Below are 26,249 nucleotides of genomic sequence, written 5' to 3' on the forward strand. Positions count from 1 at the left end.
GCCAAGGTTATTTTCTGCTAGCGTGTCGGTTTGACAGGCTGGCCGACGCGGCGATAGCCGCGGTCGGTAATCTCTTGCTCGGTGTGCCCCAGCAGCGCGCTTGCGTCGGCCGCATCCACGATCTCGCTGGCGGACTTGGCCCGAATGTCGCGGAATTGAAAGAGAGCGATCCGCTCGGCGAGGACATGCTGCTCCTCCTTCTTGCATGTCTCGATAGCCGCCTTTCGGGCGGTGTCAAAACGCAGGCGCAGATTCCACTTGTTGAGCTGCTGGCCGTCCGGTAGCGATACTAGGTACGACCCGCGTTTGCGTCCTGGGCGCGCCTGGATGCGCTTGATGACGCTGGCCAGCTCCGATTTGATCTGGCCCTGGTACAGCATGATGCATAACAGCTTTCCCGTCTTGGCTTGGCGGACAACCAGGGCGTTGTTGTTGATGTCTGGGTCGGCCACGTACGCCTATCCGCTGGGCGATGACGACAGCGAGCCGGCCGGGATGGATAACATTCCCTTTGGCGAGAGCGCGCCGCTTTTTCGCCGGGGGGAGGGGGCGAGCGCGGTCGTCGTAAAAGAAAAGCCGAAGAAGGTGTACGGCGCGGAACATTGGGCTGCGGTCGAGGACGTCCTCGATAACTTCATCCTGATCTACGGAGAGGACTTGGTATGGGACTTCTGAGCGAGCACCAGAATGCGATTTGCGAGATGAGCGCATTCAGTCGGTGCGTCCGCTGGTTTCGGCAAACTATCTTGACGGCTGGCTTGTTGAAGCTGCTTATCGCCAGCTTGGCGACTTCAACGACCGCATGGCGCTTAAGTGCAGGCATATTTACCAGTTAGACGAGGTGCGCACGCGCACGAAATTGAAGGGGGTGCGTGGCCCGCATGTACGATTGGTCATCGCGCGCGCTGAAAATAATTTAAAAGCTGTATTGAAAAAGCTCGACCACGCGGCTACCATTCGATTTACAAATTGCCTGCCGGGGTGTCCCGTGCCTACTGCCGAATCGGCGCTTCCTTAATGGAGGCGCAGTTTCGTCGGTAGTCGATAGAGCTAGAGCCGCATGTAGTAGTTCAAATTTGAACTGAAAAAAAGCTGGGGTAATCCCCCTTCGGATGGCTCGACAACTGCCCGGCTCGTTAGCACGATGCGAGGGAGGCCATTTCACTCCCTCACTTAACTTACGAAGCAATATCTGACAACTTGTCACATTTGTGAAAACGCATACAATCAGCTCAAATTGAAATCGCTGTCACTGAAATCAATCTCGATATCGGAGCCAAATGCGAAAAATTTCCATCCGTGTTTTTTGCGACTGGATAACTCGGAATTGATAAATTTCATCGCTAAAGTGACAGCTTGCCAAGAATCCACTCCAAAAATAGCAGCCGAAAAATCGCCGATATACAATTTCGCCACCCAGTCGCCTTCTACACGGATGGGGACGTCGATAGCGACCAAAAAATCGGGGTGAATCCCCCCTGCGTTAATAGCCTTAAGTTGTCTGGAACAAAATAAAGACATAAATTCCTTAAATATTACTTTTTGAATCGGCGATTAAATTACTTCCACCTGTCTTTACACCAGGCGTTGTTATCAGCCCAGTCGTTAACTGCCTCTGCGTAACAAATTGCGCGGTTGCGAGAATCAGCAGTATCGAGCCCTGGAAAAACCTCCTTGCATCTGGGGATGTCCCGTTCGTAATAAAGATATTCATTTAAAGCTAGGCACTTTCGCAGCCCTTCGGATTTTTCTTCCGGAGTTGGCTCGCACCCACAAGGGTTACTGGCACCGCCACCACCGCCGCCGCCGCCTGGGTCTGGACCTCCGCCGCCTGGATTAATTGGCACTATAATGATACCACCACCGCCACCAGGATCGATAGGTTGGGACGGCCCATCGATCACTACGATTGGGATGTCTTCTGACTGGGGGCTCATTTCATCATTTGAGCGCGTTGCCACATTGCCCCCATCTGGACGAGCCGCTGCTTCTGCTTTCAGCCTATGCAGCAATTTTCCGCCGCCAAATACCAAGCGTTTCAGATAGTGCCCATACCATTCGAGGTATTCAGTACTATGATTATTTGAGGCAACGCTCAGTGTTGGAAACGGTCCTTTCCGTTTGTAGGAAATCTCAATATCTGTCGCTACGGGAAGTTCAAGGCGAACGCACGACGAATTCGAATTCTGACTAAAGATTGCGCAAAGCTTCACACCTTTCTTGGAAATATCAAGCCAGCTTGCTGCGACGTCTGCAACGAATGGGCCAGAGATAAATTGTCCATTAGGCTCATCTGTGATGTGGACGTAATCTTTGCAAGCCTGTTCGCTTGCACATACCCTTACAGTTCGATCATCGACTTTGAAAACAGAGCTAACCTCCGCAGTTCCATAGGGGAAGTAACGTTGTAAGGCCTCGCTATATGAATATTTTTCGTAAAGTCTTCCTTTTGGTGGTCCCGTGTCAGGCGTTTCAACTGCATGCGCCACGAAGCCAATGGAGAACAAATAGATTGCAAAAAAGAAACTTTTCAAGTTAATCTCCGGAAAATGATCTCGTAGCAATGTTATCTAAAAAAAAAGCCGGCTAATTCTATTCAATTATCACCCCAGACAAATAAGCGACAGTCCGGTTCGCCAAGCCTTAATTTCGACCAGTCGCGGAATCGAAATTCCTGTAAGTATTTGATTTCGTTAGTAATCTTCGAAGACTTGAAAACTGCTGACGGTGTGAGCCGTTCGTGAGTTCGAATTTCCGCTTCCCCCAAACGAACAATAAAGCCCTTGATTACCATAGGCTTTTTTCATTTCTCAAATTCAATCGTCCTTGCCACTGAGGCGGAAGGCAACAACTTATCGCGCGAGGTTTGCGAGTATGTATTGGCGCGTCGCATCGTCTGCCCGACAAGATCGAGGTCGCATAACGTCGCGGCGACCTGCTCGACAAGCGCATGCCGTTGATGCAGGCCTGGTCCGACTATTTTCCTCAGAAAACTACCTAGAAGCTGTAACTAAAAATTACTTGTATAACAGGTATTTGACGGATACCTGTTATAAGCGTAATCTGTAAATATTCGTTATAAAGGTAAAACGCGGAAATCCCATGAGGCAAATTCTGTCGCTCTCCAAACAGCTTGGTCCGCTTATCCAGTCGGCGCGCAAGTCCGCAGGGCTGTCGCAGACGGAGCTGGCGCAACGCCTGGGCATTAGCCAAAGCCGCATCTCGGCGATGGAACTCGATCCGGGATCGATCAACGTCGAGCAGTTACTGGCGCTGCTAGCCGCGTTGAATCACGAAGTGCTGGTGCAGCCGAAGACGAGCGTCGACGAGGAGCGTGGTCCGAACACGCCGGAATGGTAATCCATGGGACGCAAATCGCATTCTCGGTCGCTGTCGGTGTGGAGCAACGGCGAGCGCGTCGGAACCTGGACCATCCCGCCGCGTGGCGAAACGCAATTCCTTTACGATAAATCCTGGACGGAATCGGCGGTGGGACGGCCATTGTCGCTATCGCTGCCCTATACGGGCGATCTGCCATTGCGGGGTGATGTCGTCCGCGATTTTTTCGACAATCTCCTTCCCGACAGCGAGCCGATACGCAAGCGCCTGGCGTCCCACTACAAGCTCGCCTCCATCGAAGCATTCGACTTGCTGCAAGAAATCGGTCGGGACTGCGTTGGCGCGGTCCAGTTGCTGGAGGAGGACGAGGCACCGAGCGACGTCAAGCGCATCGAAGGCAGTCCCATGTCCGAGGAGGACGTTGAGCGACACTTGATCCAGTTGGCGCAGTCGGGACCGTTAAGACGCCGCGAGGACGCCGACGACCTGCGCATCTCGCTCGCGGGCGCGCAGGAAAAGACCGCGCTGCTGTGGCACAACGGCGGCTGGATGCGTCCACACAGTTCCACGCCCACCACCCACATACTCAAACTGCCGTTGGGATTGGTCGGCCACCGCAAGGCCGACTTGACCGCATCGGTCGAGAACGAATGGCTGTGCATTAACTTGCTGGCGGAATTCGGCCTGCCGGTCGCCAAGACCGCCATCTTGAATTTTGGTGCTCAAAAGGTATTAGGCGTCGAGCGCTTCGACCGAAAAATGCACTCGTCCGGAAAATGGATCATGCGTCTGCCGCAGGAAGACTTCTGCCAAGCCCTTGGGGTCCCGCCGCATCTGAAGTACGAAAGTGACGGCGGTCCCGGCCTGGCTGAATTGGCGGCGGTGCTGCGCGGCTCCGAGCGCGCGGAGGAAGACTTGACCACGCTGCTGGCCAGCCAAGTGCTGTTCTGGTTGATGGCCGCGCCGGATGGACATGCCAAGAACTTCAGCATCCACTTGTTGCCCGCAGGTCGCTACGCGCTTGCGCCCTTGTACGACGTCATGTCGATCTGGCCGATTGAAGGCGGCGGCGCGAATCAATATTCGCTTCACAACGCCAAGCTTGCGATGGCCTTGTTGGGTAAGAACAAACACTACCGCTTCGCAGACGTGCAGCGCAGGCACTTCAACAGCACCGCCGCCAAGTGTTTCCTACGCGCCGACGCGGAAGATGTTATCGAAAGCGTGCTGGCGCGAACCTCGGGCGCGATCGAGGCAGTAGCGGCACGGTTACCATCGGGCTTTCCCGCCCGAGTTGCGGAAACGGTCTTCGCAGGGATCAAACGATCGGCACAGCAATTGGACGCCGGTTGATCCCAGGCGCTTACGATTCTTCGTTGAATTTGAGCATGATGAAACGCCCGCTGCATGAATCGCGATGGAGAGGATTCCTTCAAGCGCGATTCTTGCGGCGCCGTGCGATCAAGCCGGTCATGGCCAGCCCCGCCAGCATGAGGGCGTAGCTGGATGGTTCAGGGACGGCGGAGATGGTGACGGTAATACTGTCCGGCGTGCCGCCGAACATCGTACTGATGTCCGGACCGGTGATATCGTTTGTGAAGTAGAAAGAGGCGCTTTTGTTGAACTCAGCGCCGCTCACGTCTTGCGAGAAGGTTTGAGACTGGTTGAAACTTCCCGTCGGAACAAACGCTGCGGAATAGCTGCTCGCATAAGTCTGTACTTGCAACACCTGGACACCGCCCGTCACGCCCAACATGCTGCTCAACACTTCAGCGCCATTGATGTTGCTCGAAAGCGCGCTGGAAATGAGCTGGCTCCCACTGACGGTCGCGTTGGCGCTGAAGGTCTTGGTGTGGCCGTTGACGGTGACCGCGACGGTGTATCCCGGGCCGTTGCCGTACAGCTCAGTTGCGGAACCTGCGGTGTTGCTGAACTCCCACTGCGCCGGGTCGGTGCTGACGGTAATCGTTTCCGTATACGCCAGGCCCGTCAAGTCCCGTCCTATCCAGGAACCCGTGTCCGGTATGTCGCCAAAAAGTTGCATGTGGTCATATCCATAGTCGATATGGCCGGTCGTGGTGAGGGTCCAGGTTTGTGCTTGTGCCTGGCTGCAGAAGGCGCTCAGCGCCAGGAGGGCGCCTGCCGCGAACAATTTGATAGTCATGTTTGCTTTTCGTAGGAGGTTGGAAGGGACCGCGAACAACCATGACAATGGTGGCCGGACGGTTGGCATTGCACCACTAAGCTTAGCCCGCTTGCTGCGGCGGGCCGAAGCGCCCCAGACGGCCAGGCCGGAGAGAGCATCGTGGCCGTCGTGCCGCGACAGGCAGCTCGCGTCTATTCGAGCGCGGCATAACGGCTTTCGTTGATATTTAGATCACAATGATATCATCAAGGCATGCTGATGAAAATTTAAATTTTGATAATTTCACTAGGCCTAAAGTGATACTTCCAATGGCAGGATTTCTATCCGGCGAAATTCCGTAGGATGGGTCTCCGCCTGGATGGCGATGTATCCGCTCTCCAGCATCTGAGGGAAGCCTTTCGCCATGAGTCGCTGGCTGTGTGGATCGCTCGGGTTGAGTTGAGGCTGGCTGTAGCTGATCACGGTCTCGCCATCAAGGATATGCTTGATTAATTTTCCACCGCGAACTTCCACCTCGATGGTGACCCAATCGTCCCCCATATATACCTTCGACTTGGCCGAGGTGCGGTGGGTCGTGGTCAGCTGCCCGTTAAAAACCGCCTTGGTATGAGGGGTGCAGAACGATCCGTTGTTTTGGTCACCAGGCCCGCCTCCGCCAAGCATCTGCACCTCGATCGATGCGGGAAAGTCCTGGTCGAGCTCCATGGTCTCCGGCGGTTCACTAAAAATCATGATGCCGTTATTGCGGAAACCCCAGCCCGGAGCGCCCGCGAGCTGTTTGCCGACGAAACGATATTCCGCCCGAATACGGTAGTGCGACAGCTTCTGCTTCCAGAACAGGTGACCGAATTCGCCGTTGAATTTGTCGTACTCGCTGTAGTCGACTTTGAGGATGCCGTTTTCAACCTTGAATGTGTTTTTGTAATTGACGCCCGCCGGATAGCCTTTGAACTTCGGAGTCCAGCCGGATAAGTCTTTCCCGTTGAATAGCTGAATCCACTCCGCTTGCTTAGGCTGTGGCGCTATGGCGCCCTTTGATTCAAGCGAGTTGTTGTGGACGCCGACACACCCGGTCAACGCCAACGCGCAAAGCAGGCTTGCTGGTTTTATTGTCTTCATTGCCCATTTCCGGATGGTGGTTAAAAAACGCTGGCGGCGGCGGTATCCGACAGTGTCGTTGAAATTGCTGGCTGGATCAAGTAAGTGTCCGGCCGTTTCGAACGGTCCTACGGGGCGGCAACGGTCGAGGTGGCAAACACTTTCCTGACCGTCGTTGGCGTGACGTCGAAATCGGCGAGATGGCGCATATCCTTGACTGACAATTCACTCGCTCCCCGCAGATCCATGAGTGCGGCGCCGTTCCGCCCGGGCCGCACGTTGATGCTTCGGAAAACTACGTCTTTCACATCGTCCAGCACAATCGCGCTACGTTCCTCGGCATCCAGGTAGGTCACGGTAACCTGGTGCAGCTCGAGTCCGCGCACATGGCGGATGAAGAACGCGTAGGCGGGAGATGCGCCGAACATGCCGGGCTCGGGGTAAGCCGATGGCTCCTCGGGCGGAACGCGGTTGCTAGCATCGGCCGTGCCGCCGCCTTTGGTCTGGATCCGTACCTGGCTGATACTGACATCTTCGATCGGGTGGCCGGGTATGCCGCTCAATGTCGTCGCATAGCCGCCGTTCGCGCCGGACACCACGATATTGCTGATATTGATACGCTTGATGGTCCCCACCGGTGGCTTGTCGGGACCACGCAAGCGCGCGCCGAGCCGGATGAAGATGGGATCGTTGGCCACGTCACGCATGGTGATGTTGGTGATCGTGACGTCCTCGATATGGGACCCGTCCACGCTTTCGATGGCGATGCCGCGCGACTCGTCAAAGACGCAGTTGGTGATGGCGATGTTGCGGAAGTCGCCATTCGATTCCGTTCCCAATTTGATGCGTCCAGTGCGGTAGGACTTGTACGCCGGCGAGCTACGTTTGAACGTCCCATCGAGCTGGGTGCCTTCGTCGAAGTTACCAGCCAAATAGCAATCCGAGATGGTGACGTTTTCGCAGTGGCGAATCTTGCCCAGTCCATAGGAGGCCTTCAAGCAGATGCCATCGTCCCAGGGCGCGTTCACACTGCAGTTCGTCACGCGGACATTGTTGCAGGCGTCGATGTCCATGCCATCGCGGTTGGTATCGATCTTGAGGTGGTCTATCAGCAGGCTGTCCACGCCGGTGGCGAGAATGCCGAAATGGCCTCCATGCAGAATCGAGAAGTCACGCAGGATCACATTGCGGCAATCGCGCAGGGCGATGGCCTTGTTCCCTTCGCCCGGGCCACCGTCCCGATAGCGCCGGTCTTTCGGGCTCTGTTCGGCAAACCGGTCGAAGCCGCTGTTGAGGCCCTTACCATGGATGAGTCCCGCACCGGTGATGCTGACGTTGTGCAAGCCGATTCCCCAGATAAGGCTGTTCTGCCAATGGGAGTGACCGAAATCCTGATACTTTTCGGCCACGGGATTGAACTCCGGCAGGTCGTAAGGCGCCAGTTTCCAATCGACCGCTTCGATCACCGCGCCATTGTCGAGATGGAGCGTGATATTGCTTTTCAGCCGAATCGACGCTGAAAGATATGTTCCCGCCGGGAAGTGGACGGTGCCTCCGCCGGCGGCAGCTGCGGCGTCGATCGCGGCGTTGATGGCGGGCGAATCAATATGCTTGCCGTCGCCTTTCGCACCGTGGCTCTTGACGTTGATCGCGATGCTGGAAGATATGCCATAGGCGGCCCCCGGCAGGGCGGTCAGCAGCACGGCGGACTGCAGGAATTTGCGACGATGCGTGAGGGAGATAGACATTTGTTACCTTTTATGAAGATGAAGACCCTGACGGCGCGCGAGCCGTGGTTGGTGTCGCCACGCGTTTTTCAATCGTGTGCTCACGGGTTGTCCAGCTCCTCGTTTATGCGAACATGCTTAGGCGAGCTTATAGTACTGCTCCCAGCCCTTGCGCGGCGGCGCCCCGGCCAGCAGGGCGTTGGCCTGCGCATTGTTGGTGATGCGTTTGCCGGCCGGATCGAAACTGAGCTTGCCGTTGACTCGCTGGGCGATCACGCCCAGCGCCATGGCCTGGCACAGCGGACCGGCTACCGCAAAACTGGAGCGGCAGGTTTCCTCGCCCATGCACGCCTTGAGGAAATTGGCGAAGTGGTTCGACGGGCTCTTCGGAACGTTCGGCAGGGCCAGATCGCGCCCTGCGTCGCCGATGATACGCAGTTCGGAGCCATGCGAGCCGCCCTTGAAGGTCAGGCCGTCGCCATAGATGATCTTCCCGGGAGGCAGCACGGGCGCGTTGCCGCTGCCTTTCGATGGCGGCGGAATGTTCGGATCGACGATGGCCGCGCCGAAGTCCTTCGGCAGCGGCGGCAGGTTGTCCACGCCGTCGTACCAGGTCAGTTCCAACGGTGGCAGGGCGCCGCGCTGGGGGAAGCGGAACGCCAGCGTCGACGCTTGCGGGAAGATCAACGGGCTCCAGCCCTCGAGCCGTACGGCCTCGACTTCGGTCGGCAAACCGAGCTGCAGGAATTCGTGGGCGGTGTCGAAGATGTGGGCGCCCCAATCGCCCAGCGCGCCGTTGCCGTAGTCGAACCACGAGCGCCAGTCGCCGTTGATGTAGCCGGGATTGTATTCATGGTAGGCGCCGGTGGCGACCCAGCCATCCCAGTCCAGCGTCGCTGGCAGCGGCCTGCGTGGCAGATAGCCCGACACTTTCATGCCATGCCAGCGGCGCGGATTGTTCATGTGCGCCGTGATGGCGCGCACGTTCTTGATGATGCCGGCATCGACCCAGGACTTGAACTGAAAATAATTCGCTTCGGAGTGCCCCTGGTTGCCCATCTGGGCAGCCACCTTGTACTTGCGTTCGGCGGCCATCATCAGTTCGATCTCGCGGAAACTCTGTCCCATCGGCTTTTCGCAATATACGTGCTTGCCTTGCGACATGGCCAGCATGGCAACCGGAAAATGCGAGAAGTCCGGCGTGCCCACGCTGACCGCGTCGATCTGCTTGCCCATCTTGTCGAACATGGTGCGGAAATCCTGGAAACGCGGCACATCCGGGAACAGCTTCATGATCTCGAGCGTATGCGGCGCGCCCATATCGACGTCGCACAGCGCCACGATGTTGGCCAGTCCGGTGGCGTGCAGGGCCTTGACGACATCGGCGGCGCGGTTGCCGATGCCGACGCAGGCCAGGTTGACCTTGCCGTTGGCCGCCCTGGCGCGGGCGAAGCGGGGGACGGCCAGCGCAGCCAGGGCGCCTTTGACCAACTGGCGGCGGCGCGGCGAGGAAAGTGCGTGTGTCATGAGGTCTCCTTGATTGTTTGATTGAGTTTAGTTGTAGTCGCCCGGCCAGGCGATTTCGCGGCCTTGGTCCATGGCCGCTTGGCCCATCAGCGCGGCGATGCCGGAGCGATAGGCGTGCTCGATCATCTGCGGGATCGGTCGGCCGGAGCGGATCGCGTTGGCGAAAACGGCCATCGACAGGATGGTGCCATCGTCGCCGCCGAGCTCGCGCCGCAGGTCCTGCCCGGCCATGCCGTTTTTGCTTTCTGGTTTCCAGGTCGGCGCACCGATGGCAAGCGTCTCGGCGCTGCCGCGTTCGATCTGCTCGACCAGCGCTGCGATCGCCGGCGCGGGGGGAGGTTGTTCCAGGTAGAGCTTTCCGCTCTCGCCTTCGATGGCGCCTTGCGGCCCCATGATCTGGATTTCCAGTCCGTGGTGGCGGTTGCTGATGAGCGAGTCGTAAATAAAGGTCACCCCGCCGCGATAGCGGAACAGCACGTTGACGTTGTCGAACACTTCGCGCCCGTCTTTCCAGTGATTGACGCTGCCGTAGCCGACGCACGACAGCGGCGCCGCATCGAGGTACCAGTTCGCCACCTGCAGGTGATGCGAGGCCAGTTCGGTCATGAGGCCGCCCGAGTAGGCGCGGTACAGGCGCCAGTTCAGCTTGCGTTCCAGGGCGGGGTCGGGCAGCGGGCGGCGCCAATCGTTGTTGCGGTGCCAGCTGGCACGGATCTGCGTGATCGGGCCGATCCGGCCGGTTTGCACCAGTTCGTGCGCGTGGAGGAAGGACGCGCTGAACAGGCGCTGGTGGCCGACCTGGAACACCAGCCCGCTGGCGTGGGCCGCGCGCGCGATGGCCTTGCATTCGTCGACGGTCACCGCCAGGCTCTTTTCGCAGAACACATGCTTGCCGGCCGCCAGCGCGTCCAGGCACATCGGCGCGTGCTGGTGCAGCGGCGTGGCGATCACAACCCCGTCGAGGCCGGCCAGCTCAAGCATTCTGCGGTAATCGGTGTACGCCTTCGGCTTGCCGCCGGCGGCGGCCATCGCGGCGGCCAGGTGGGGCGGATAATCGTCGCACAGCGCGGCAATTTCGACGCCGGGCGTGCGCAGCAGGTACTGCAGCAGCAGGCTGCCGCGCGAGCCGATGCCGATCACGCCGATGCGTACCCGGTCCGACGCGGCGTCGCCAACCGGCTGGGCGCGTAGCGGCGCCATCCACGGTAACGCGCTCAGCAGGGCGGAGCTCGTGATGACACCGGCCACACGCGCCAGAAAGCGCCGGCGCTGCTCAGCTTCATGCCGGATGTCGTTGGGGCGTTTGCTAGTCATGTTGCCATTTCTTTTCTGCGGTCCAGTGGCCGTCGCGCTTCACATAAACGAATTCGGAACATCGCTGTTTTACTTCGCGCGCAGGTCGCGGATCAGGATGTTGCGGAAGGAAACCTGATCACCGTGGTCCTGCAGCAGGATATGACCGTCGGGCCATTCCCCGAAGCCCGGGATGTCGCGAAATTTGCTGGTGGCCACGGCGCTGCGAAACGCCGCCGAACCGCGTTCGACTTCGACGGTTTTGCGTCCATTGAGCCAGAATGTCACGCTCTTGCCACGTGCCAGGATGCGCACATGGTTCCACTGACCCACCGGGGCGGCCGTCTTGTCCTTCCCGGCCGGGACCAGGTCATACAGCGAGCCGATGGTGCGATTGCCGTCGCGTCCGAGCTTGGCGTCCGGATGGCGTTCATCATCGAGCAACTGGAACTCCATGCCGATGGCCGAGCCCACCGCTGCCGGCTTGCCGGTCAGGCGGTCGATCGGCGCCAGGTTCGGTTGGGTGAAAATCTTCACGCCGCTGTTGGCGCCAGGGGTCAGCTTCGCCTCGAGCGTCAGTTCAAAATCGGCGTAACGCTCGCGGCTGATGATGTCGCCACCTCCGCGCGATTCCTCGCCGCCTTTTCCCATGATGGTGAGCACGTTGCCGCACGCGCGCCAACCATGCTTGGGAAAGTCATCGGTTTTCACGCCGCGCCAGGCGCTGGTGGAGCTGCCGTCCCAAAGAGCGGTCCAGCCTTCGGATTTCTCGGCCGCCGTCAGCGCTGGCGTGGGCGGCGCGCCGGCGTTCTCGCAGGCGCCCGTTTGCGCCGCGACGGGCGCCGCGGCGAGGGTCATGGCGGACAGCACAAGCGCGGGAAGAAGAGGGGTGTATGGCATTGCAAAACTCCATGAAAACAACATTATGAAAAAACGCCAGCCAACCCCGCGCACCGGGCGAGTGGCTGACTGGCCAAGGGAGATAAGCGAAGATTGATCCTTATCGTGTGCCTTAAAACTTGAAGCGCGCGCCGAGCGTGAAGGTGCGATCGAATGTGGCTTGGTCCATGAACATTTCCTTGAACTGCGCGTAACGCGAGTCGAAAGCCTTGGTCAGATTGGCCACCTGCAAATACACGGTGGCGTACTCGCTGACGTCATAACTCACCGACGCGTCGACATAGGTCACGTCGTTGAACGAGGTTGCCAGACGGGCGTTCGACAACATCTGATCGGCGTTGTATTGCGCGACCAGATCCGGCGCTCCCACGTTGGTGTTGGGCGCGCGCTGGCTGCGAACCTGGGAGAAGCGCGGCGAGCGCCAGTTCGCCGCCACCCGGGCCTGCCAGCCGTATTTCTGATACCACAGCGCGAGGTTGGCGGTATGTTCGGAGAAGTCCGGCAACGGCAGGCTGTTGCCGTAAAAATCGGTATCAAACCCCTTCGATTCGCCGTAGGTGTAATTTGCGTCCATGCCAAGGCCGCTCCAGGCGCCCGGCAGGAAGGTGAACGGCATCTTGATACCGCCTTCCAGGCCCTGCGTCTTGGTGCCCGAGCCATTGACGGTCTGCGTCCAGTTTCCGGTGCGGCGCACCACGCCGTCGATGTCCGGACCGGGGGCGACGAAGCTGAGGGTGCGGGCAAACGAAGCGATGTCCAGACGGTAGGCCGCGAGGTTGACCAGGATCTCACGGGTGGGATACCACTCGAGGCTCAAATTGGTATTGGTCGAGCGCCACGGCTGCAGGTCCGCATTGCCGGCGTTGGCGCCCAAGAAAATATTGAACGAATCCGGCAGGGTCGGATCGGTCCCGTTGTTGGCGTTGCGGCTGTATTGGGTTTGACGTCCCAATGCATTGAGGTCCGGCCTGGTGACCGCCTTGTTCCAGCCCAGGCGGATCGCCAGGTTGTCCGTAGGCGATACGCTCAGGTTGAAGCTCGGCAGCGTGTCACGGTAGTTACGCACCAGCACCTCGTCGCCCAGATCGGCCAGCGGACCATTCGGGTACTGGCGCACGTTCGGGTCGATGACGTTGCGGGTGATGGTCGCTTCGGAATTGACCTGGCGCACGCCTACGTTGCCGGAATACGGCAGGCCGAACCACGTATCTCCCGAGAAGTCAGCCTGGAAATAAGCCTCCTTCGTCACAACCTTGTACAGGTAGTTCTGTTCCGGCGCCGCCCCTTGGTACGGTGTATAGGTTTGGCCGGTTGCCGGATTGGTCCACTGCGGGAATTGTTCCTGCCACGCCTGCATGGGATACTTCAGCGCCGCCGGGTCGAGCAGGGCGATTGATGGGGTGGAAAAAATGCCGACCCGGTTATAGATTTTGGTGTAATGATCGGGGTAGGCCGCCAGCAGATCCGGCCCGAAGCCACTCTTCTGGGCATCTCTGAACGGCGTCCCGCGTGGCACCGAGCTGATGCTGGGATTGGAATTGAAACCCGAGCCCGGGACGCCGGTATACGTCGGGGCATACATTTCCCAGCCATAACGCTTGATATTCTGTTTGCTGGCCCGCGCGCCGAATTTGAAACCGTCGAACACCCATACCGGATCCCGCCACACCCCGTTGGCGGAGAGGTTGGACAGGCGCCCGGTCTCGTCGCTGCCGCGCACGTTGAAGTTGCCCACTTGTAGCTTCGTCGCATCCCATCCGCCGTCGAGGAAGTCGATGGCCGGCCGCTTGCCGGTCAGATCAAAGCCCATCAGGTAGCCTTGGTATGCCGCGGTGCCGGTTCCGCTCGTCGTGGTGCAATTGGCGGTGCAACCGGCCGGCGTGGACGTGAAGGTCGGGTTATAGTTGGAGTCGATCTGTCCGTTCACGTTGTAACGGTTATTGGTGGAATGCTGCAGCCGCACATCGCCGGACAGGGCGTCGCCCCGGTAGTCGAGACGCAGCATGGTGTTGGTCGACTTGCCGTCGTTGCGCTCATTGCCGGCGCGCGAGAACTGGCGCGCGGTGCGCTGGACACCTTTCGTGACGACGTTATTCTCGCTGACCAGCATCGGCGCCGCGCCCGGCAACAGGCGGTCGAACAGCACGCCATTGTTATGGAAATAGATGTCGTGACGGTAGTTCTCGTCCGCGATCTTCGAGTGGAAGGACTCGAGCGTGGCGCGCAGCTGGCGGTTGAATTTATAGGTCAGGGCGCCCGAGGCGGCTTCCCGCTCGCGGATCAGTGTCCTGTCGTTCGCCGAGATCATGCGCGGCATCCACACGTAGTTGCCGGCGATCAGGCAGCTGAGGTTATTGCGATCATGGAAGGTCTTGACGGCGCTGGCCTGCGCCGCCGTCAGCGATCCCGGGGCGGCGGTGGGATTGATTCCGGTAGGGAAGGGCGCGGTCACGCAGGCCGAACCCTTGCCGGTCAGATCGTAGTAACCCGCACCGGGGTCGTTCGGATTTTTCATCACGCCGTCCGGCGTGATCCTGTCCCAGTCATTGTTCTGGGCGTTGGCGTTGTAGTTTGCCCGCGTCGATTTCGACTTGTTGGCCGACACCAGGGCCCCCCAGCTCGAATCCTCGGCCTTGTAACCCGCTAGAAAAGACACGTTCGGGCTATCCTTCTTGGAGTAGGAGCCGCGCTGGTTCTCGGCGATGCCGCTCAGGGTCCAGCCCTTCTTGAGGTCCAGGGGCTGGCGGGTTTTCAAGTCGATCGTACCCGCGATCCCGCCCGGCAGGATGTCGGCGGTGTTCGACTTGATGACGGTGGCGCCCGCGATCAGCGAGGCCGGAATGTCCGCATAGTTGGGCTGGGTGGACACGACGTTGCCGGCCCCGAGGAACATATCGCCGTTCAAGGTGGTCAGCACCTGCGGCATGCCGCGCAGCGTCACGCGGCCGGCTTCGCCCGCTTCGCGCGCCACCTGGACGCCGGTGACGCGCTGTAGCGAATCGGCGATCGTCAAGTCGGGCAGTTTGCCGATGTCCTCGGCAACGATGGCGTCGACCACTTTGTCCTCGTTGCGTTTGATATCGATCGCGCGCATCTGCGACGCGCGCACGCCGGTGACCACCACCGCCTGCACCTCCTCGTTCTGTCCGGCTGGCGCAAGTCTGCCGGTATCCTGCGCCTGCGCGATACCGCCGGCGCCAAGGGCCGTTTGGGCCACCGCGAGCGCGATCGCCGTTTTATTCAAGGGCTTCATGTGTCTCCTCCACCGATTTGAAAAATGGTTTTTTATTGTTGGCTCGAGGCCATCGCGTTGCCGGACCTGCCGGAAACGGAGCATTCATTGCATGTGGCGATGCGACCCTGTGCATGCAATATTGCAGTAATAAATCCGATGTACTAATATATTAATGCAATATTGCGAATGTATTGCATGGCTTTACCGCCAGTCAAGTACTTAGTACTTGCCGTGTTGATGTTTATCGGAATTCGCGCAACAGTCGTTTTAGGGGAGGGGGATTGTGTTGGCGCGCAGGGCTGTCGCAAGGCTGCGCCGGAGCGCTGGCGCGATCGAATGCTCCGCCTGCGAGGTGTCTAGCGGCCCTGGCGAACCGCGGCGACCAGGCGTTTCATCGCCGTCGCCGGAGAAATGCGCTCGTCGCGCCAAAACGCGCTGGTGATGGCGGGGAATGCCTGTGCGATTTCCGGCCGTGTCGAGGGCCTGACGTTGGGTATCAAGGTACCCCGCTGCGCCGCGTCGCGGTAGGCGTCGGCGGCGGCGACACCGCAAGGGTCAAACCGGCTGATATCGACGTCCAGCCGCACGGGGATAGAGCCTTTGGCCAGGTTGAACGCTATCTGGACTGATGTCGACATCGCTTCGGAGGCGAAGTCCAGCTGTGCGCGGGTGGCACTGGCACCGGCGGGTTTCAAGACGGCGAACGTGTCCATCGCGAACAGGAAAGCCCCGGCACTGCCCGGCGTCGGTACGCATTGAAAGGTCCAGCCGTAGCGCGCCTTTGCGCTGGCAAACTCGGGCTTGGCCCAATCGCCCATGAACTGCATCCCGGCCGATCCGTTGATGAGCGATTGCGACGCATTCATCCAGCGCTGCGCCGGACCCTTCGCTTGGGTGTATTGCTTAATGCGGCGAAAGGTCAGCAGTACTTGCTCCATGGTGGAGCTGGACAGGGCTGCGGGATCGAGCTCCAGCAGCGACCGCACGTAGAATTCGCCGCCACCGACTCCCAGCGCGACCGTTTGGAACAGCAGGTGATCCTGCCATTGCTCGCCGCCGTGGGCGACCGCCACGAGGCCCGCGCGTTTCAGTTTTTCCGCGGTATCGAAAAACTGCGGCCAGGTGGACGGCACGCCGGCGCCCACGCGCTCGAAAGCGGCCGAATTGATCCACAGCCAGTTGAGCCGATGCACGTTAACGGGCACCGCCACATAGCTGCCGTTGTGCTGCACGGCGGCGCGGACCGGCGCAGGCAGCAGCGCGTCCCAGTTCTGGGCCTTGGCGACCGTGTCCACGTTGGCCAGGCGGCCTTGCCGCGCCCATTGCTCGATGGCCGGCGTCGCAACTTGTGCGAGCGAAGGAGGATTTCCCGACAGAACACGGAAGCTGAGCAGCGCGTTCGCCATGCCGTTGCCACCCCCGCCGACCACGGTGAAATCGCGCCAGCTATGGCCTTTGCCGGTCACTGCGGTGCGTAGCACGGCGAAGGCCTTGGCGTCGGATTCGCCATTCCATGAGTGCAGTACTTCGATCGGCTCGGCGTTGGCGCCGCCGTGGACCAGCATCCAGGCCACCATCGCGGCATTGACGATCCATGCCCGGGGGCTGCCGTGCGCCGTTTGTATGGTCCGCATGGCTACGGCCCGGATATGGTCGGTGCCGCCAGCGGCAGGCTAAACTCCACCTTCAGTCCATGCGGCGTCGCGTCGCTGAGTTCGACTTTGCCTTGGTGGCGCAAGGCGATCTCCGTGACGATCGCCAGACCGAGGCCGCAGCCCAGGCCCTTGTCGGTGGCCCGGACAAAACGTTCGAGCACGCGTTCATGCAACGCGGCGGGAATGCCTGGACCGCTGTCGACCACCTCGATCACCGCGCGGTCGGCGTGCCGTTTCACCCGGACGGTGATGTCGCTGCCCGGCCCGGCGTATTCGATCGCATTGTCCAGGATGTTCAATAGCGCTTCACGCAACAGCAACTCGTTGCCCATGACGCGCAGTTGGGCAGCGTCCGTCCCGCCGCCCGCGTCTTCCATGCCAATGTCGATACGGGCGCGCAGCGCGCGCGGCACTGTTTCCGTCACGAGTGTCCTGACGAAAGGGAGTACCTCGATCGGCGTCTGTTCCGTCGCCATCGCAGCTTCCGGCTCTGCACGCGCAAGCATCAACAGCCGGTCGACCAGGTGGGCGCCGCGCACTGCGCTCTGATGCACCAGGTCCAGGCAGGCGGTCAGCGCGGGATCGCGGTTGGTGCGCAAAGCGAGCTGTGTCTGGCTTCGCAGTCCGGCCAGAGGCGTGCGCAGTTGATGAGCGGCATCGGCGATGAAGCGCTTTTGCGACGCGACATTCTTGCGCACTGAAGCCAGCAAGGCATTGAGCGCTTGCACCAGCGAGCGTACTTCCTGTGGCGCGGCGTCGCTGCGCAGTGCGGTCAGGTCCATCGCCGAGCGGCCCTCGACCTCGCGCCGCAGGCGTAGCAGCGGCGCAAGGCCGGCGCCGGTGCCAGCCCAGACGATGATCGTCATCAGCACGATCAGTATCGACAGCGGCAGCAGCGTATCGATCAGGATTTTCTTCCACAGATTTTCGCGGTGTGCCATATTGCGTGCCACCTGCACCAGCATCGTCTGCTGCTTGCCGTCGGGATCGTCATAGGTCACGAACAAGGCGGCGATGCGCACCATGATCCTGGTGCGGGCGGTCCCGCTTGCCCCCGCGTCGGCCAGCATCATTTCGCCGTCGTAGAAATACGGCTCGTTCCAGCGCGGGCGCACGCCCCCCAGTGGCGGCGGAACAGTGTTATTGCCGAGGATGACCCGCCCTGGCGGCGAGCTGACCGTGTACAGCAGGCGGTCGTCGGGATCGGCTTCGAGCACTTCCTGCGCCGCACGGGGAAAGTCCACCAGCAAGCCATGGGGCGTAGGCTGCACCTGCCGCGCGAGGGTTCTGGCTGTCTGCGACAGCGTGGCGTCGGCGGCCTGGTTCACATAATGCACGGCCAGGCGATAAGTCAGGCCCCCGCCTGCAAGCCACAGCACCAGTTGGGGCAGCAGCATCCATAGCACCAGTTGGCGGCGCAGCGACAGGCTGCCGGGGTGCAGGCGCAAGCGGGCCATCACGCTTGCTTCAGGTGCGCTGGACGCACTCGGCTGTGCCTTCAAGCAGATACCCCAGCCCGCGAATCGTCTTGATGACCAGACTAGAATTGTCAAGCTTGCGACGTAGCCGATGGATGTGCACTTCGGTCGCGTTGCCCTGGCCGACTTCGTGCCCCTCCTTCGCCCATGCTGCGGCAATCTGCTCCTTGGTCACCACGTTGTCGGCGTTGGCGAGCAGCAGGTCGAGCAGGACGGTTTCGCGCGGGCTGAGTTCGACGGTCCCGGTGTCGCTGACAGCCCTGCGGTTGTCGCGATCGAATCGCAGCATGGCGCTGGGTGGCGCGCTGCCACCTTGAGAGGCCGGCTTGGCCGTCGTCTTGTGCGCCGAACGACGCAACACGGCGCGCAGTCTGGCTTCCAGTTCATAGAAGTCGACCGGCTTGGTCAGGTAATCATCGGCGCCGGCGTTGAGCACCGAGATGCGGCTGTCGAGGCGGTCAAGCGCGGTCAGCACCAGGACTGGCAGGTCGTTGCCTGACGTACGCAGGTTTTCCAGCACGGTGCGTCCGTCCACCATCGGCAGGCCGAGATCGAGGATGACGGCGTCGAACTGATGTCGTGCGAGCAGGAATTCCGCAACCGCGCCATTGGGCGCGTGTTCGACCGTGAACCCGGAGAGCCCAAGCAGGGATGCCATTCCAGTGGCGAGGATTTCGTCGTCTTCGACAAGTAAAAGTTGCATGCGAATATGCCAGTCTGTTGCCGCCCCCGATACAAATGGTCGCCTGTTCGGCGGCGCCTGTAAGCGCGGACCGGCGTCTAAGCCCGGATTGGCTTTCATTGCAGTATAGCAGTAATATTGCAGTAATGTCCGGGGAGTTGGGACCGAAATAGGGTTCGACCGGGACAGCTGCACAGGGCATGGATCGAGCCATTCACATAGAGGTCATGGCACTTCAGGCTTGGACTTGGCTTTGGTCGGGCACTTGACGGGGCATTGGTTGCCGCGAAACAGCCGGAGCGCAATCGCGGTCACGAGCGCGCCGCTATACAGCTGCGCGCCGATAAACTCGATGATCACGACGACGACGCCGTTCCAGGTGCGGTCATCGCTCGTCACATTGATCAGGTTCCCCGGAAGGTCGTTTTGGTTTGCCATGAGAGGGACTAGGAAGTGAATGACTAGCAATTGTAGAGATGCTGCGGAAGGTGGTGCGGGTGGCATCGGCTCGACCAGATTTCCGGTAGCGGCATACAGCATACGCCGGCCTTTGCCATGGCCGACAGCGGTCAGCGATCTGATCCCGCGCCGGGGCGCGAGGCGTCAGTGCAGCATCACCGCCACGAGGTCGACCTCGGCAGTGGCGGGCATGAGGGTTGCCAACTGCGCGCTCAGTTCGCAATGGCGGAGCTGGCCGGGCGCCATCTTGTCGATGTGGTTCAGCACCTCGGCCGCTTCGGCCACCAGCGCCAGATCGTAGCCGCGCTTTTGCACGTGTGAAATTAGAATTTGCGCAGTGTTGAGCAAGATGCGCAGATTTCCCGGCAATTTCAGCCGCGCGGCGCGCATCCACTCGACCGCCTCGTCCAGCTTGTCGGTCTTCCACAACAGCACGCCCCGGTTCATGATGTCGCTTGCCTCCTTGCGCGCGTTCGCGATCAGATTGGCTCCCTCTTCGTCCATCCCAGCGTACTCGAAAACTTTTTGCACCTCGTCGCGCACGGTCTTGTCGTCGTCGTTATTCTGGACGACGTAGCACAGCAGCTTGACCGCCGGCTCTTTGATGCCCACTTCCAGCAGCAGCGTGGCGATATCCATGCACGTGTTCGGGGAGGGGAGGACGGCGGCGGTGGCCGTGGCCAGCATCGCTTCGAGTTCCTCGGCGATGGCGGTGGCGCTACGCGTGTCGCCATTGTCCAGGCACACCAGTCCCTCCGTGATTTTGGCGCGCAGATCGCTGACGTCGCCCGCGAATTTCTTTTGCACCGTCGCGAGGATTTGCATGGCCTCCTTGGGGGCCTTTTTGATGCCGCACACGCGCGCCAAGCCGAAATAGGGATCGGCCGATCTGTTGATCGAATGTTCGCCGACGCTTATACATTTGCGGTAGGCTTTTTCGGCGGCGGCCACGTCGCCCAGCCTCAGTGCGACTTCCGCCAGCGTCTTTTGGCGCGGCGCCGAATTGGGCGAGAGCCGGGCCGCACGATCAAGCACGGCGCTGGCCTGCTCGGATTGGCCCAGGTGCTTGTGCGCGGTGGCGAGCTGGTCGTAGGCGTCGAGGTACAGGCCGTTGCCGGCGATGACATCCTGCAGCATTTGGCAGGCGCCGGCATAATCGCCGTCCTGCAGTCGGAGCTTGGCCAGGCCGGCCTTGGCCCAGGTGCAGTCGCGGTGGCACAGCACGTTCTCAAAGATGGCGCGGGCGTTGTCGCGCTGGCCGCATTTGAGCAGCAGGGAAGCCTTCATGCGCAACAAATCGTTTTCATGCAGCTTGTTGTCGCCGATCTGCATGTCGCACAACATGGCCGCGTGCGCATAATCCTTGCGCGCATAGGCCAAATCGATTTTCCGGAATACCTGTTTTTTCTGCCACGCGCGGTTCAGGCGGGTGGTGAGCATGCCCTCGGTGATGGGTTTGAGCAGATAGGCGTCCGGGCAGTGTTCGGCGGTGCCCATCACCGAATCGGAACTCTTCTCGGCCGAGACCATGATGAATATGCTGCTGGGCATGAGCGAATTGTTGCTGCGCGCCTCTTCCAGGATTTGCTGGCCGTTCCGCCCGCCATCCAGATGGTAATCGCACAAGATGACGTCGTAGCGCTTATTGGTGAGCATGGTCATCGCCTCCTGGCCGTCCATGGCCAGGTCGATGTTCTTGGCGCCCATGTTGCGCAGGCTCTCCCGCAGCAATTGACGGATGCTGGCGCAATCGTCGACCACCAGGTAATGCTTCTCGGCCCAATTGACCGCTGGCGTGTCGGCAGCGCTTGGCGCTTTGCGGGTGGTCGTCTGGCTCATCATATTCCCTCTCGGATTCGGTGGCAGCCCGCCTGTATGCGACCCGTACTGTCAATATAGACTTACCTGACTATCCTGTCAACGACGTGACCAATATGGCGATCACATGTTGCCCATGCTGGACGAAGTGACTATCCTGTCAACGCAAACTAGGCGCAACGGCGCGAAAAGGAGGGTGGAACATGTCGGACGTTTTGACCACGGGAGAGGCCGCGCGCATTTGCGGCGTCAATTTCCGGACCGTATCACGCTGGATAGAGCGTGGATTGTTGCCGGCGTACAAATTACCCGGCAGGGGCGACCGCCGGGTATTGGTCGGCGAGTTGCATGAATTTATGCGGAAAAACGGCATCCCCGACCACACGCTGGCCGTTGTCCAGCCCAGGCGCGTCCTGATCGTCGATGACGAGCCGAACATGGCGCGCGCCATTGAACGTGTGCTGCGCGGCGCGGGCTTCGAGACGGCGGTCGCGTCGAACGGCTTCGAGGCCGGCGCGATGCTGCCCATCTTCAAGCCGGCGCTCATGACGCTGGATCTGCGCATGCCGGGCCTGGACGGCTTGGACGTGCTGCGTTTTCTGAAAAAAAACGAGCTGCCCGAGCCGTTGAAGACGCTCGTCGTCTCGGCCGACTCCGAGGAACGTCTGCAAATGGCGCTGGCGCTGGGTGCCCATGGCGTTGTTCGCAAACCGTTCACGAACGAAGAACTGCTGGCGGCGGTGGAGGAGATGCATGTGCGCTGAGTTGTCATCCGCCCAATAGCCCGGCCGCGTCGCTTGTTTTCACTTCAAGACCCGGATCAGCGTGTCCTCGGGCCTCGCGGGCCTGTGCTGGTCAACGGCGATCACCGGCATCCACTGGATCACGCCCCAAGCAAGCTCCGGCACGATAAACAGCCAAAGCAGCGGCTCCCCGGTCGCATGCAACGCCCACATCATCCAGCTGCTGAACAGCACACGGGCCACGCCGTCGTAGCGCCCAAAGCGTTGCTGTGGATCGGTGACGCGCAGCACCGACCAGACCAGCACCACGCTACCGAGCAGACAGGCGAACAGCACGTGAAACGGCGCGAACGCCGGCAGGGCGGCGCCGCCCATCGCCTGGTTGACCGCGTTGAGCTGCGCATGTGCCTGCGCGAACGTCCACGGCGTGGCGAACGGTGCCGTCACGACCAGGTCGTAGACGGCGCTGGCGCGCACGATGTGGCGGAAAGTGTTGGTCGAGAAATGCATGGGGTCTCTCCTGGGTTATCTTTAAGTCATGCGACATGCTAAAGCCTGGAGTACACTCCAAGGTCAAGTCACAATGTGCGAAAATTGATGCAAATCGGAGAAATGGCAGACGCCACCGGCCTGAGCCGCGATACCCTGCGCTTTTACGAGAAGCGCGGTCTGTTACGCGCGCGGCGCGGCGCCAACGGCTACCGCGACTATCCGCCCGAGACAGTGGAATGGCTGCGCTACCTCCGGTTGGCGCAGTCGCTGGGATTTACGCTTGCCGAGATTGAGGCCGACCTGCCGCTGCTGGCCGCGCCCGCTGCCTCGGCCGGGCAGCTGCGCGTCGCGCTGGAGCGCAAGCTGGCCGATATCGACCAGCGTATTGACGGTTTGCAGTCGCTGCGCGGCGAATTGTCACGCCGCCTTGGACAGGACATGTCGGCATGTCCACTGCAAGCCAGCGATTCCGTTTGATCTTTCAGAACTTTTATGCTGCCGCGCTCTGCCAGCCCATCCGGCAGTCGGCGCCAAGCGCACAGCCCAAGGCGTAGACTGACGGCCCGTCTACTGTTAAACCTCGAACTTACGACACCGACATAGGCCATTCACCCGATACCGCCTTACCAACATTCTCCCTACACTGGTTTCACTTACCCAACAAACCAAACGGAGAACGCCATGACCACCATCAAAACCTCGCTGCGCCTGCTCGCCATCGCAACCGCCTTCGCAACCATCGTCCCGCAAGCCAGCGCCGCCGCCAGCGACGCCAGCGCCAAACCCTCCGTCGTCATCGTCCACGGCGCCTTCGCCGACGGTTCCGACTGGGCCAAGGTGATCCCGCTGCTGCAGGCCAAGGGCATCAAGGTCACCGCCGTCCAGAACCCGCTCACCTCGCTGGCCGACGACGTCGCCGCAACGCGCCGCGCGATCGCGGCTCAGCCGGGCAAGGTCGTGCTGGTCGGCCATTCGTGGGGCGGCACCGTGATCACCGACGCCGGCCAGCACGACAAGGTGCGCAGCCTGGTGTACGTCGCCGCGTTCGCGCCCGACGCCGGCAAGTCCACCGCCGAAACCGGCGAGGGCTACCCCGCAGCCCCCGGCACCAAGCGCTTCGTCGCCGATGGCGAGGGCTTCCTGAGCCTGCCGGAAGCGGCGATGCGCGAAGACTTCGCCCAGGATGTGACGCCGGCCCAAGCCGCCGTCATGACGGCGACCCAGGGACCGATCCAGGCCAAAGCCTTCGCCGACAAGGTGACCGCCGCCGCCTGGACGAGCAAACCGTCGTGGTTCATCGTCAGCGCGCGCGACCGCATGATCGACCCGGGCTTGCAGCACGCGATGGCCAAGAAGATCGGCGCCAAGACCACCGAACTGCCGGCCAGCCACGTGCCGCAGCAGTCGCGTCCCGCCGAGGTGGCGAAGGTGATCCTCGACGCGGTCGCGGCAACCAAATAAGCAGGCATTTGGGTACTAGCGGGCGCAGCTGACATCCAGCGCGCCTTCGTCGGCCAGCCGGGACACCTGCTCGATCAGCGCGCGCATCTTCGGCTGGTTCTGGGTGCGCATGGGGAAGTAGAGGAACAGTCCGGATGTGGCGGGCACGAACTCCGTCAATACCCGCGCCAGTCGTCCGCACCGCACGTCATCATCGATTTCAAGGTCCGGCAGGTAGGCGATGCCCATGCCCTGGCGGGCCCACTCGGCCAGCATCTGCGTATCGTTGGCGGTCAGGGCGGCGTCGGTGTCGAGCAGCAGTTCGCCGTCGTCGCCGGTCAATCGCCACGGCGGCAAGCGGCTGGAGGTGGAGAAGCGATACCGCAGCGTTTGATGCGCCAGCAGATCGCGTGGCCGCTCGGGGAGGCCGGAGCGCTCGAAGTAGCCCGGCGCCGATACGAGCGACCACGACAGCGGACGGCTGAGTTTGATGGCCACCATGTCCTGCGCGATCGCCTGTCCCAGCCGGATGCCGGCGTCGTAGCCCGCCGTCACCAGGTCGACCAAGCCGTCGTCGAGCGACAGATCGAAGGTGATGTCGGGGTAGGCGGCGCGCATGCGCGGCACCAGGAACCGGGCGACGAGAAACCCGAAGGCGCGCGGCGCGGTGAGGCGCAAGTGCCCGGACGGACGGCTCTGGAAGCGCGACAACTCGTCGAAGGCCTCGTCGATCTGGCCGACCGCCGGCTTGAGCGCGGCCAGCAGGCCGGCCCCGGCGTCGGTCAACGAGACGCTGCGGGTGGTTCTGACGAACAGCGGCACGCCGTGCTTTTTTTCGAGCGCGCGCACGCCTTTGCTGACCGCCGTCGGCGTGATGTTCAGCCGCCGGGCCGCCTGCGTGAAGCTGAGTTCTTCCGCCACCGCGAGGAAGAGTCGAATCAAGTCGAGCGAACTCATAGCGACCAATTTTGAACCATTGGTTCATAGCACATGTCCATTGTGGTCCTTTTTCTTCATGATGGCCGAATATACACTGGCTTCACACCTTTTAGGAGAATGACATGAACAAATTACCGCAAACCATCACCGAGTACGTCGAGGCCACCAACGCGCGGGAGCCAGAACGCGCCGCCGCGTGTTTCCACGAGGATGCCACCGTCCACGACGAGGGCAGCACGCGGCATGGCCGTAAAGAGATCGCGGCATGGGTCGCCGAGACCGGCGAGCGCTACAGCGCCACGATGGAACCCACCGGCCTGGAGGAAACCGACGGCCGCCACATCCTGCGGGCGACCGTCCGCGGCAGCTTCCCGGGCAGCCCCGTCACGCTGAACTTCAACTTCCTGTTGCGCTCCGGAAGCATCCAGTCGCTGGAGATCAAGCCATGAGCCGCTATCTCTTCGAAGGCAAGCACGCGCTCGTCACCGGCGGCACCAAGGGGATGGGGGAGGCCATCGTCCGCAAATTGGTGGAGGAAGGCGCGAAGGTCATCGCCCCGGCGCGCCACTTGCCGCCGGAGCCGCTGGCCGGGGTCCGCTACCTCGAAGCGGACGTGTCCAGCGCCGAAGGGGCGGCTTACGTCGCCGACGCCGTCAAGCGCGAGTTCGGCCACCTCGATTTCCTTGTCAACAACGTGGGCGGCTCGTCCGCGCCCAGCGGCGGCGCGCTGGCGCTGACCGACGCGATGTGGGACGCGGCGCTCCAGGTCAACCTGATGGCGGCCGTGCGGCTCGACCGCGCCTTCCTGCCGGCGATGCTGGAGCGCGGCGCCGGCGCCATCGTCCATATCACGTCGATCCAGCGCCGGCTGCCGTTGTTCGAGTCGACCGTGGCGTACGCCGCCGCCAAGGCCGCCCTTGCCAACTACAGCAAATCGCTGGCCAACGAATTCGGCCCGCGCGGGATTCGCGTCAACGCCGTCTCGCCCGGCTTCATTGAAACCACCGCCGCACAAGCCCTGATTACTCGCATGGCGACACACAGGCAAGGCAGCGAGGACGAGGCGAGGGAGGAGCTCATGGCGTCGCTGGGTGGCATCCCGATCGGCCGTCCCGGCAGACCGCACGAGGTCGCCGAGCTGGTGGCGTTTTTGCTGTCGCCGCTGGCGGCGTCGGTCCATGGCGCCGAGTTCGTGATCGATGGCGGCACGACACCGACCGTTTAGACAGCTTTTCCAAGCGCCGTCGCTAGGTCAGGGCGGCATCCTTCACCCAACCA

At 61.2% G+C, this 26,249-nt stretch carries 26 protein-coding genes; 9 read left to right on the forward strand and 17 right to left on the reverse strand.

Features of this window, described 5'->3' with window-relative positions; genetic code table 11:
- Positions 1-17: 17 nt before the first annotated feature.
- Entirely contained in the window at positions 18-452 is a 435-nt protein-coding gene (locus MRBLMU1_RS25635; protein ID WP_363507691.1) for a hypothetical protein, read from the reverse strand.
- On the opposite strand from MRBLMU1_RS25635, the gene MRBLMU1_RS25640 reads away from it, so the two are divergent.
- A complete protein-coding gene (locus tag MRBLMU1_RS25640; protein WP_363507694.1) occupies positions 436-675 on the forward strand; it encodes a hypothetical protein in 240 nt (79 codons plus the stop codon). The genes MRBLMU1_RS25635 and MRBLMU1_RS25640 overlap by 17 nt on opposite strands.
- 19 nt (positions 676-694) lie before the next feature.
- Positions 695-1,018, forward strand: coding sequence for a hypothetical protein (locus MRBLMU1_RS25645; protein WP_363507697.1), 324 nt, complete (start codon positions 695-697; stop codon positions 1,016-1,018).
- A gap of 209 nt (positions 1,019-1,227) precedes the next feature.
- Here MRBLMU1_RS25645 and MRBLMU1_RS25650 read toward each other — a convergent pair whose 3' ends face one another.
- Together MRBLMU1_RS25650 and MRBLMU1_RS25655 are read right to left on the reverse strand one after the other, a co-directional pair.
- Positions 1,228-1,521, reverse strand: coding sequence for a hypothetical protein (locus tag MRBLMU1_RS25650; RefSeq protein WP_363507700.1), 294 nt, complete (start codon positions 1,519-1,521; stop codon positions 1,228-1,230).
- Positions 1,522-1,559: 38 nt separating this feature from the next.
- Positions 1,560-2,534: a hypothetical protein gene (locus MRBLMU1_RS25655; protein ID WP_363507703.1), complete on the reverse strand. Its 975-nt coding sequence runs from the start codon at positions 2,532-2,534 to the stop codon at positions 1,560-1,562.
- Between the two features lie 568 nt (positions 2,535-3,102).
- Between MRBLMU1_RS25655 and MRBLMU1_RS25660 the strand changes: the two genes are divergently transcribed.
- Positions 3,103-3,360, forward strand: a complete 258-nt coding sequence (locus tag MRBLMU1_RS25660) for a helix-turn-helix domain-containing protein (protein ID WP_363507706.1) — start codon at positions 3,103-3,105, stop codon at positions 3,358-3,360.
- Between the two features lie 3 nt (positions 3,361-3,363).
- Entirely contained in the window at positions 3,364-4,692 is a 1,329-nt protein-coding gene (locus MRBLMU1_RS25665; protein WP_363507708.1) for a type II toxin-antitoxin system HipA family toxin, read from the forward strand.
- A gap of 79 nt (positions 4,693-4,771) precedes the next feature.
- On the opposite strand, the gene MRBLMU1_RS25670 is transcribed toward MRBLMU1_RS25665, so the two are convergent.
- The 12 genes from MRBLMU1_RS25670 to MRBLMU1_RS25725 form a co-directional block, all read right to left on the reverse strand.
- Positions 4,772-5,503, reverse strand: a complete 732-nt coding sequence (locus MRBLMU1_RS25670; protein WP_363507710.1) for a PEP-CTERM sorting domain-containing protein — start codon at positions 5,501-5,503, stop codon at positions 4,772-4,774.
- Positions 5,504-5,776: 273 nt separating this feature from the next.
- Entirely contained in the window at positions 5,777-6,604 is an 828-nt protein-coding gene (locus MRBLMU1_RS25675) for a 3-keto-disaccharide hydrolase (RefSeq protein ID WP_363507713.1), read from the reverse strand.
- Positions 6,605-6,711: 107 nt separating this feature from the next.
- Positions 6,712-8,331, reverse strand: a complete 1,620-nt coding sequence (locus MRBLMU1_RS25680; RefSeq protein WP_363507716.1) for a rhamnogalacturonidase — start codon at positions 8,329-8,331, stop codon at positions 6,712-6,714.
- A 117-nt stretch (positions 8,332-8,448) separates the two neighbouring features.
- The gene (locus MRBLMU1_RS25685; protein ID WP_363507718.1) at positions 8,449-9,837 is read right to left on the reverse strand and encodes a Gfo/Idh/MocA family oxidoreductase; all 1,389 of its coding nucleotides are present in this window, start codon (positions 9,835-9,837) and stop codon (positions 8,449-8,451) included.
- A 27-nt stretch (positions 9,838-9,864) separates the two neighbouring features.
- A complete protein-coding gene (locus tag MRBLMU1_RS25690; RefSeq protein WP_363507720.1) occupies positions 9,865-11,151 on the reverse strand; it encodes a Gfo/Idh/MocA family protein in 1,287 nt (428 codons plus the stop codon).
- Between the two features lie 69 nt (positions 11,152-11,220).
- Positions 11,221-12,030 carry a 3-keto-disaccharide hydrolase gene (locus MRBLMU1_RS25695; RefSeq protein ID WP_363507722.1) on the reverse strand — a complete coding sequence of 270 codons (810 nt, stop codon included), beginning with the start codon at positions 12,028-12,030 and terminating at the stop codon, positions 11,221-11,223.
- A gap of 112 nt (positions 12,031-12,142) precedes the next feature.
- A complete protein-coding gene (locus MRBLMU1_RS25700; RefSeq protein WP_363507725.1) occupies positions 12,143-15,283 on the reverse strand; it encodes a TonB-dependent receptor in 3,141 nt (1,046 codons plus the stop codon).
- A gap of 338 nt (positions 15,284-15,621) precedes the next feature.
- Positions 15,622-16,899 carry an ABC transporter substrate-binding protein gene (locus MRBLMU1_RS25705; RefSeq protein WP_363507728.1) on the reverse strand — a complete coding sequence of 426 codons (1,278 nt, stop codon included), beginning with the start codon at positions 16,897-16,899 and terminating at the stop codon, positions 15,622-15,624.
- 2 nt (positions 16,900-16,901) lie between these two features.
- Entirely contained in the window at positions 16,902-18,377 is a 1,476-nt protein-coding gene (locus MRBLMU1_RS25710) for a sensor histidine kinase (RefSeq protein ID WP_363507731.1), read from the reverse strand.
- Positions 18,378-18,387: 10 nt separating this feature from the next.
- Positions 18,388-19,101, reverse strand: a complete 714-nt coding sequence (locus MRBLMU1_RS25715; RefSeq protein ID WP_363507734.1) for a response regulator transcription factor — start codon at positions 19,099-19,101, stop codon at positions 18,388-18,390.
- Positions 19,102-19,305: 204 nt separating this feature from the next.
- Positions 19,306-19,518: a hypothetical protein gene (locus MRBLMU1_RS25720; protein ID WP_363507737.1), complete on the reverse strand. Its 213-nt coding sequence runs from the start codon at positions 19,516-19,518 to the stop codon at positions 19,306-19,308.
- 165 nt (positions 19,519-19,683) lie between these two features.
- Positions 19,684-21,381, reverse strand: a complete 1,698-nt coding sequence (locus MRBLMU1_RS25725; RefSeq protein WP_363507739.1) for a response regulator — start codon at positions 21,379-21,381, stop codon at positions 19,684-19,686.
- 179 nt (positions 21,382-21,560) lie between these two features.
- Between MRBLMU1_RS25725 and MRBLMU1_RS25730 the strand changes: the two genes are divergently transcribed.
- Positions 21,561-22,121, forward strand: a complete 561-nt coding sequence (locus MRBLMU1_RS25730; protein ID WP_363507742.1) for a response regulator — start codon at positions 21,561-21,563, stop codon at positions 22,119-22,121.
- Between the two features lie 39 nt (positions 22,122-22,160).
- On the opposite strand, the gene MRBLMU1_RS25735 is transcribed toward MRBLMU1_RS25730, so the two are convergent.
- Positions 22,161-22,610, reverse strand: a complete 450-nt coding sequence (locus MRBLMU1_RS25735; RefSeq protein ID WP_363507745.1) for a hypothetical protein — start codon at positions 22,608-22,610, stop codon at positions 22,161-22,163.
- A gap of 87 nt (positions 22,611-22,697) precedes the next feature.
- Here MRBLMU1_RS25735 and MRBLMU1_RS25740 point away from each other — a divergent pair, with 87 nt between their 5' ends.
- The gene (locus MRBLMU1_RS25740; RefSeq protein WP_414646118.1) at positions 22,698-23,069 is read left to right on the forward strand and encodes a MerR family transcriptional regulator; all 372 of its coding nucleotides are present in this window, start codon (positions 22,698-22,700) and stop codon (positions 23,067-23,069) included.
- A gap of 204 nt (positions 23,070-23,273) precedes the next feature.
- Complete coding sequence (locus tag MRBLMU1_RS25745) at positions 23,274-24,053, forward strand: alpha/beta fold hydrolase (protein ID WP_363507750.1); 780 nt, start codon at positions 23,274-23,276, stop codon at positions 24,051-24,053.
- 15 nt (positions 24,054-24,068) lie between these two features.
- Here MRBLMU1_RS25745 and MRBLMU1_RS25750 read toward each other — a convergent pair whose 3' ends face one another.
- Positions 24,069-24,989, reverse strand: coding sequence for a LysR family transcriptional regulator (locus MRBLMU1_RS25750; RefSeq protein WP_363507753.1), 921 nt, complete (start codon positions 24,987-24,989; stop codon positions 24,069-24,071).
- Between the two features lie 104 nt (positions 24,990-25,093).
- On the opposite strand from MRBLMU1_RS25750, the gene MRBLMU1_RS25755 reads away from it, so the two are divergent.
- Both MRBLMU1_RS25755 and MRBLMU1_RS25760 read left to right on the forward strand, forming a co-directional pair.
- Complete coding sequence (locus MRBLMU1_RS25755) at positions 25,094-25,420, forward strand: nuclear transport factor 2 family protein (protein WP_363507755.1); 327 nt, start codon at positions 25,094-25,096, stop codon at positions 25,418-25,420.
- Positions 25,417-26,196, forward strand: coding sequence for an SDR family oxidoreductase (locus MRBLMU1_RS25760; protein ID WP_363507758.1), 780 nt, complete (start codon positions 25,417-25,419; stop codon positions 26,194-26,196). The genes MRBLMU1_RS25755 and MRBLMU1_RS25760 overlap by 4 nt, the downstream gene beginning before the upstream one ends.
- Positions 26,197-26,249 lie beyond the last annotated feature (53 nt).

The sequence above is a fragment of the Burkholderia sp. LMU1-1-1.1 genome, from assembly GCF_040675865.1.
Lineage (GTDB): Bacteria > Pseudomonadota > Gammaproteobacteria > Burkholderiales > Burkholderiaceae_D > Rugamonas.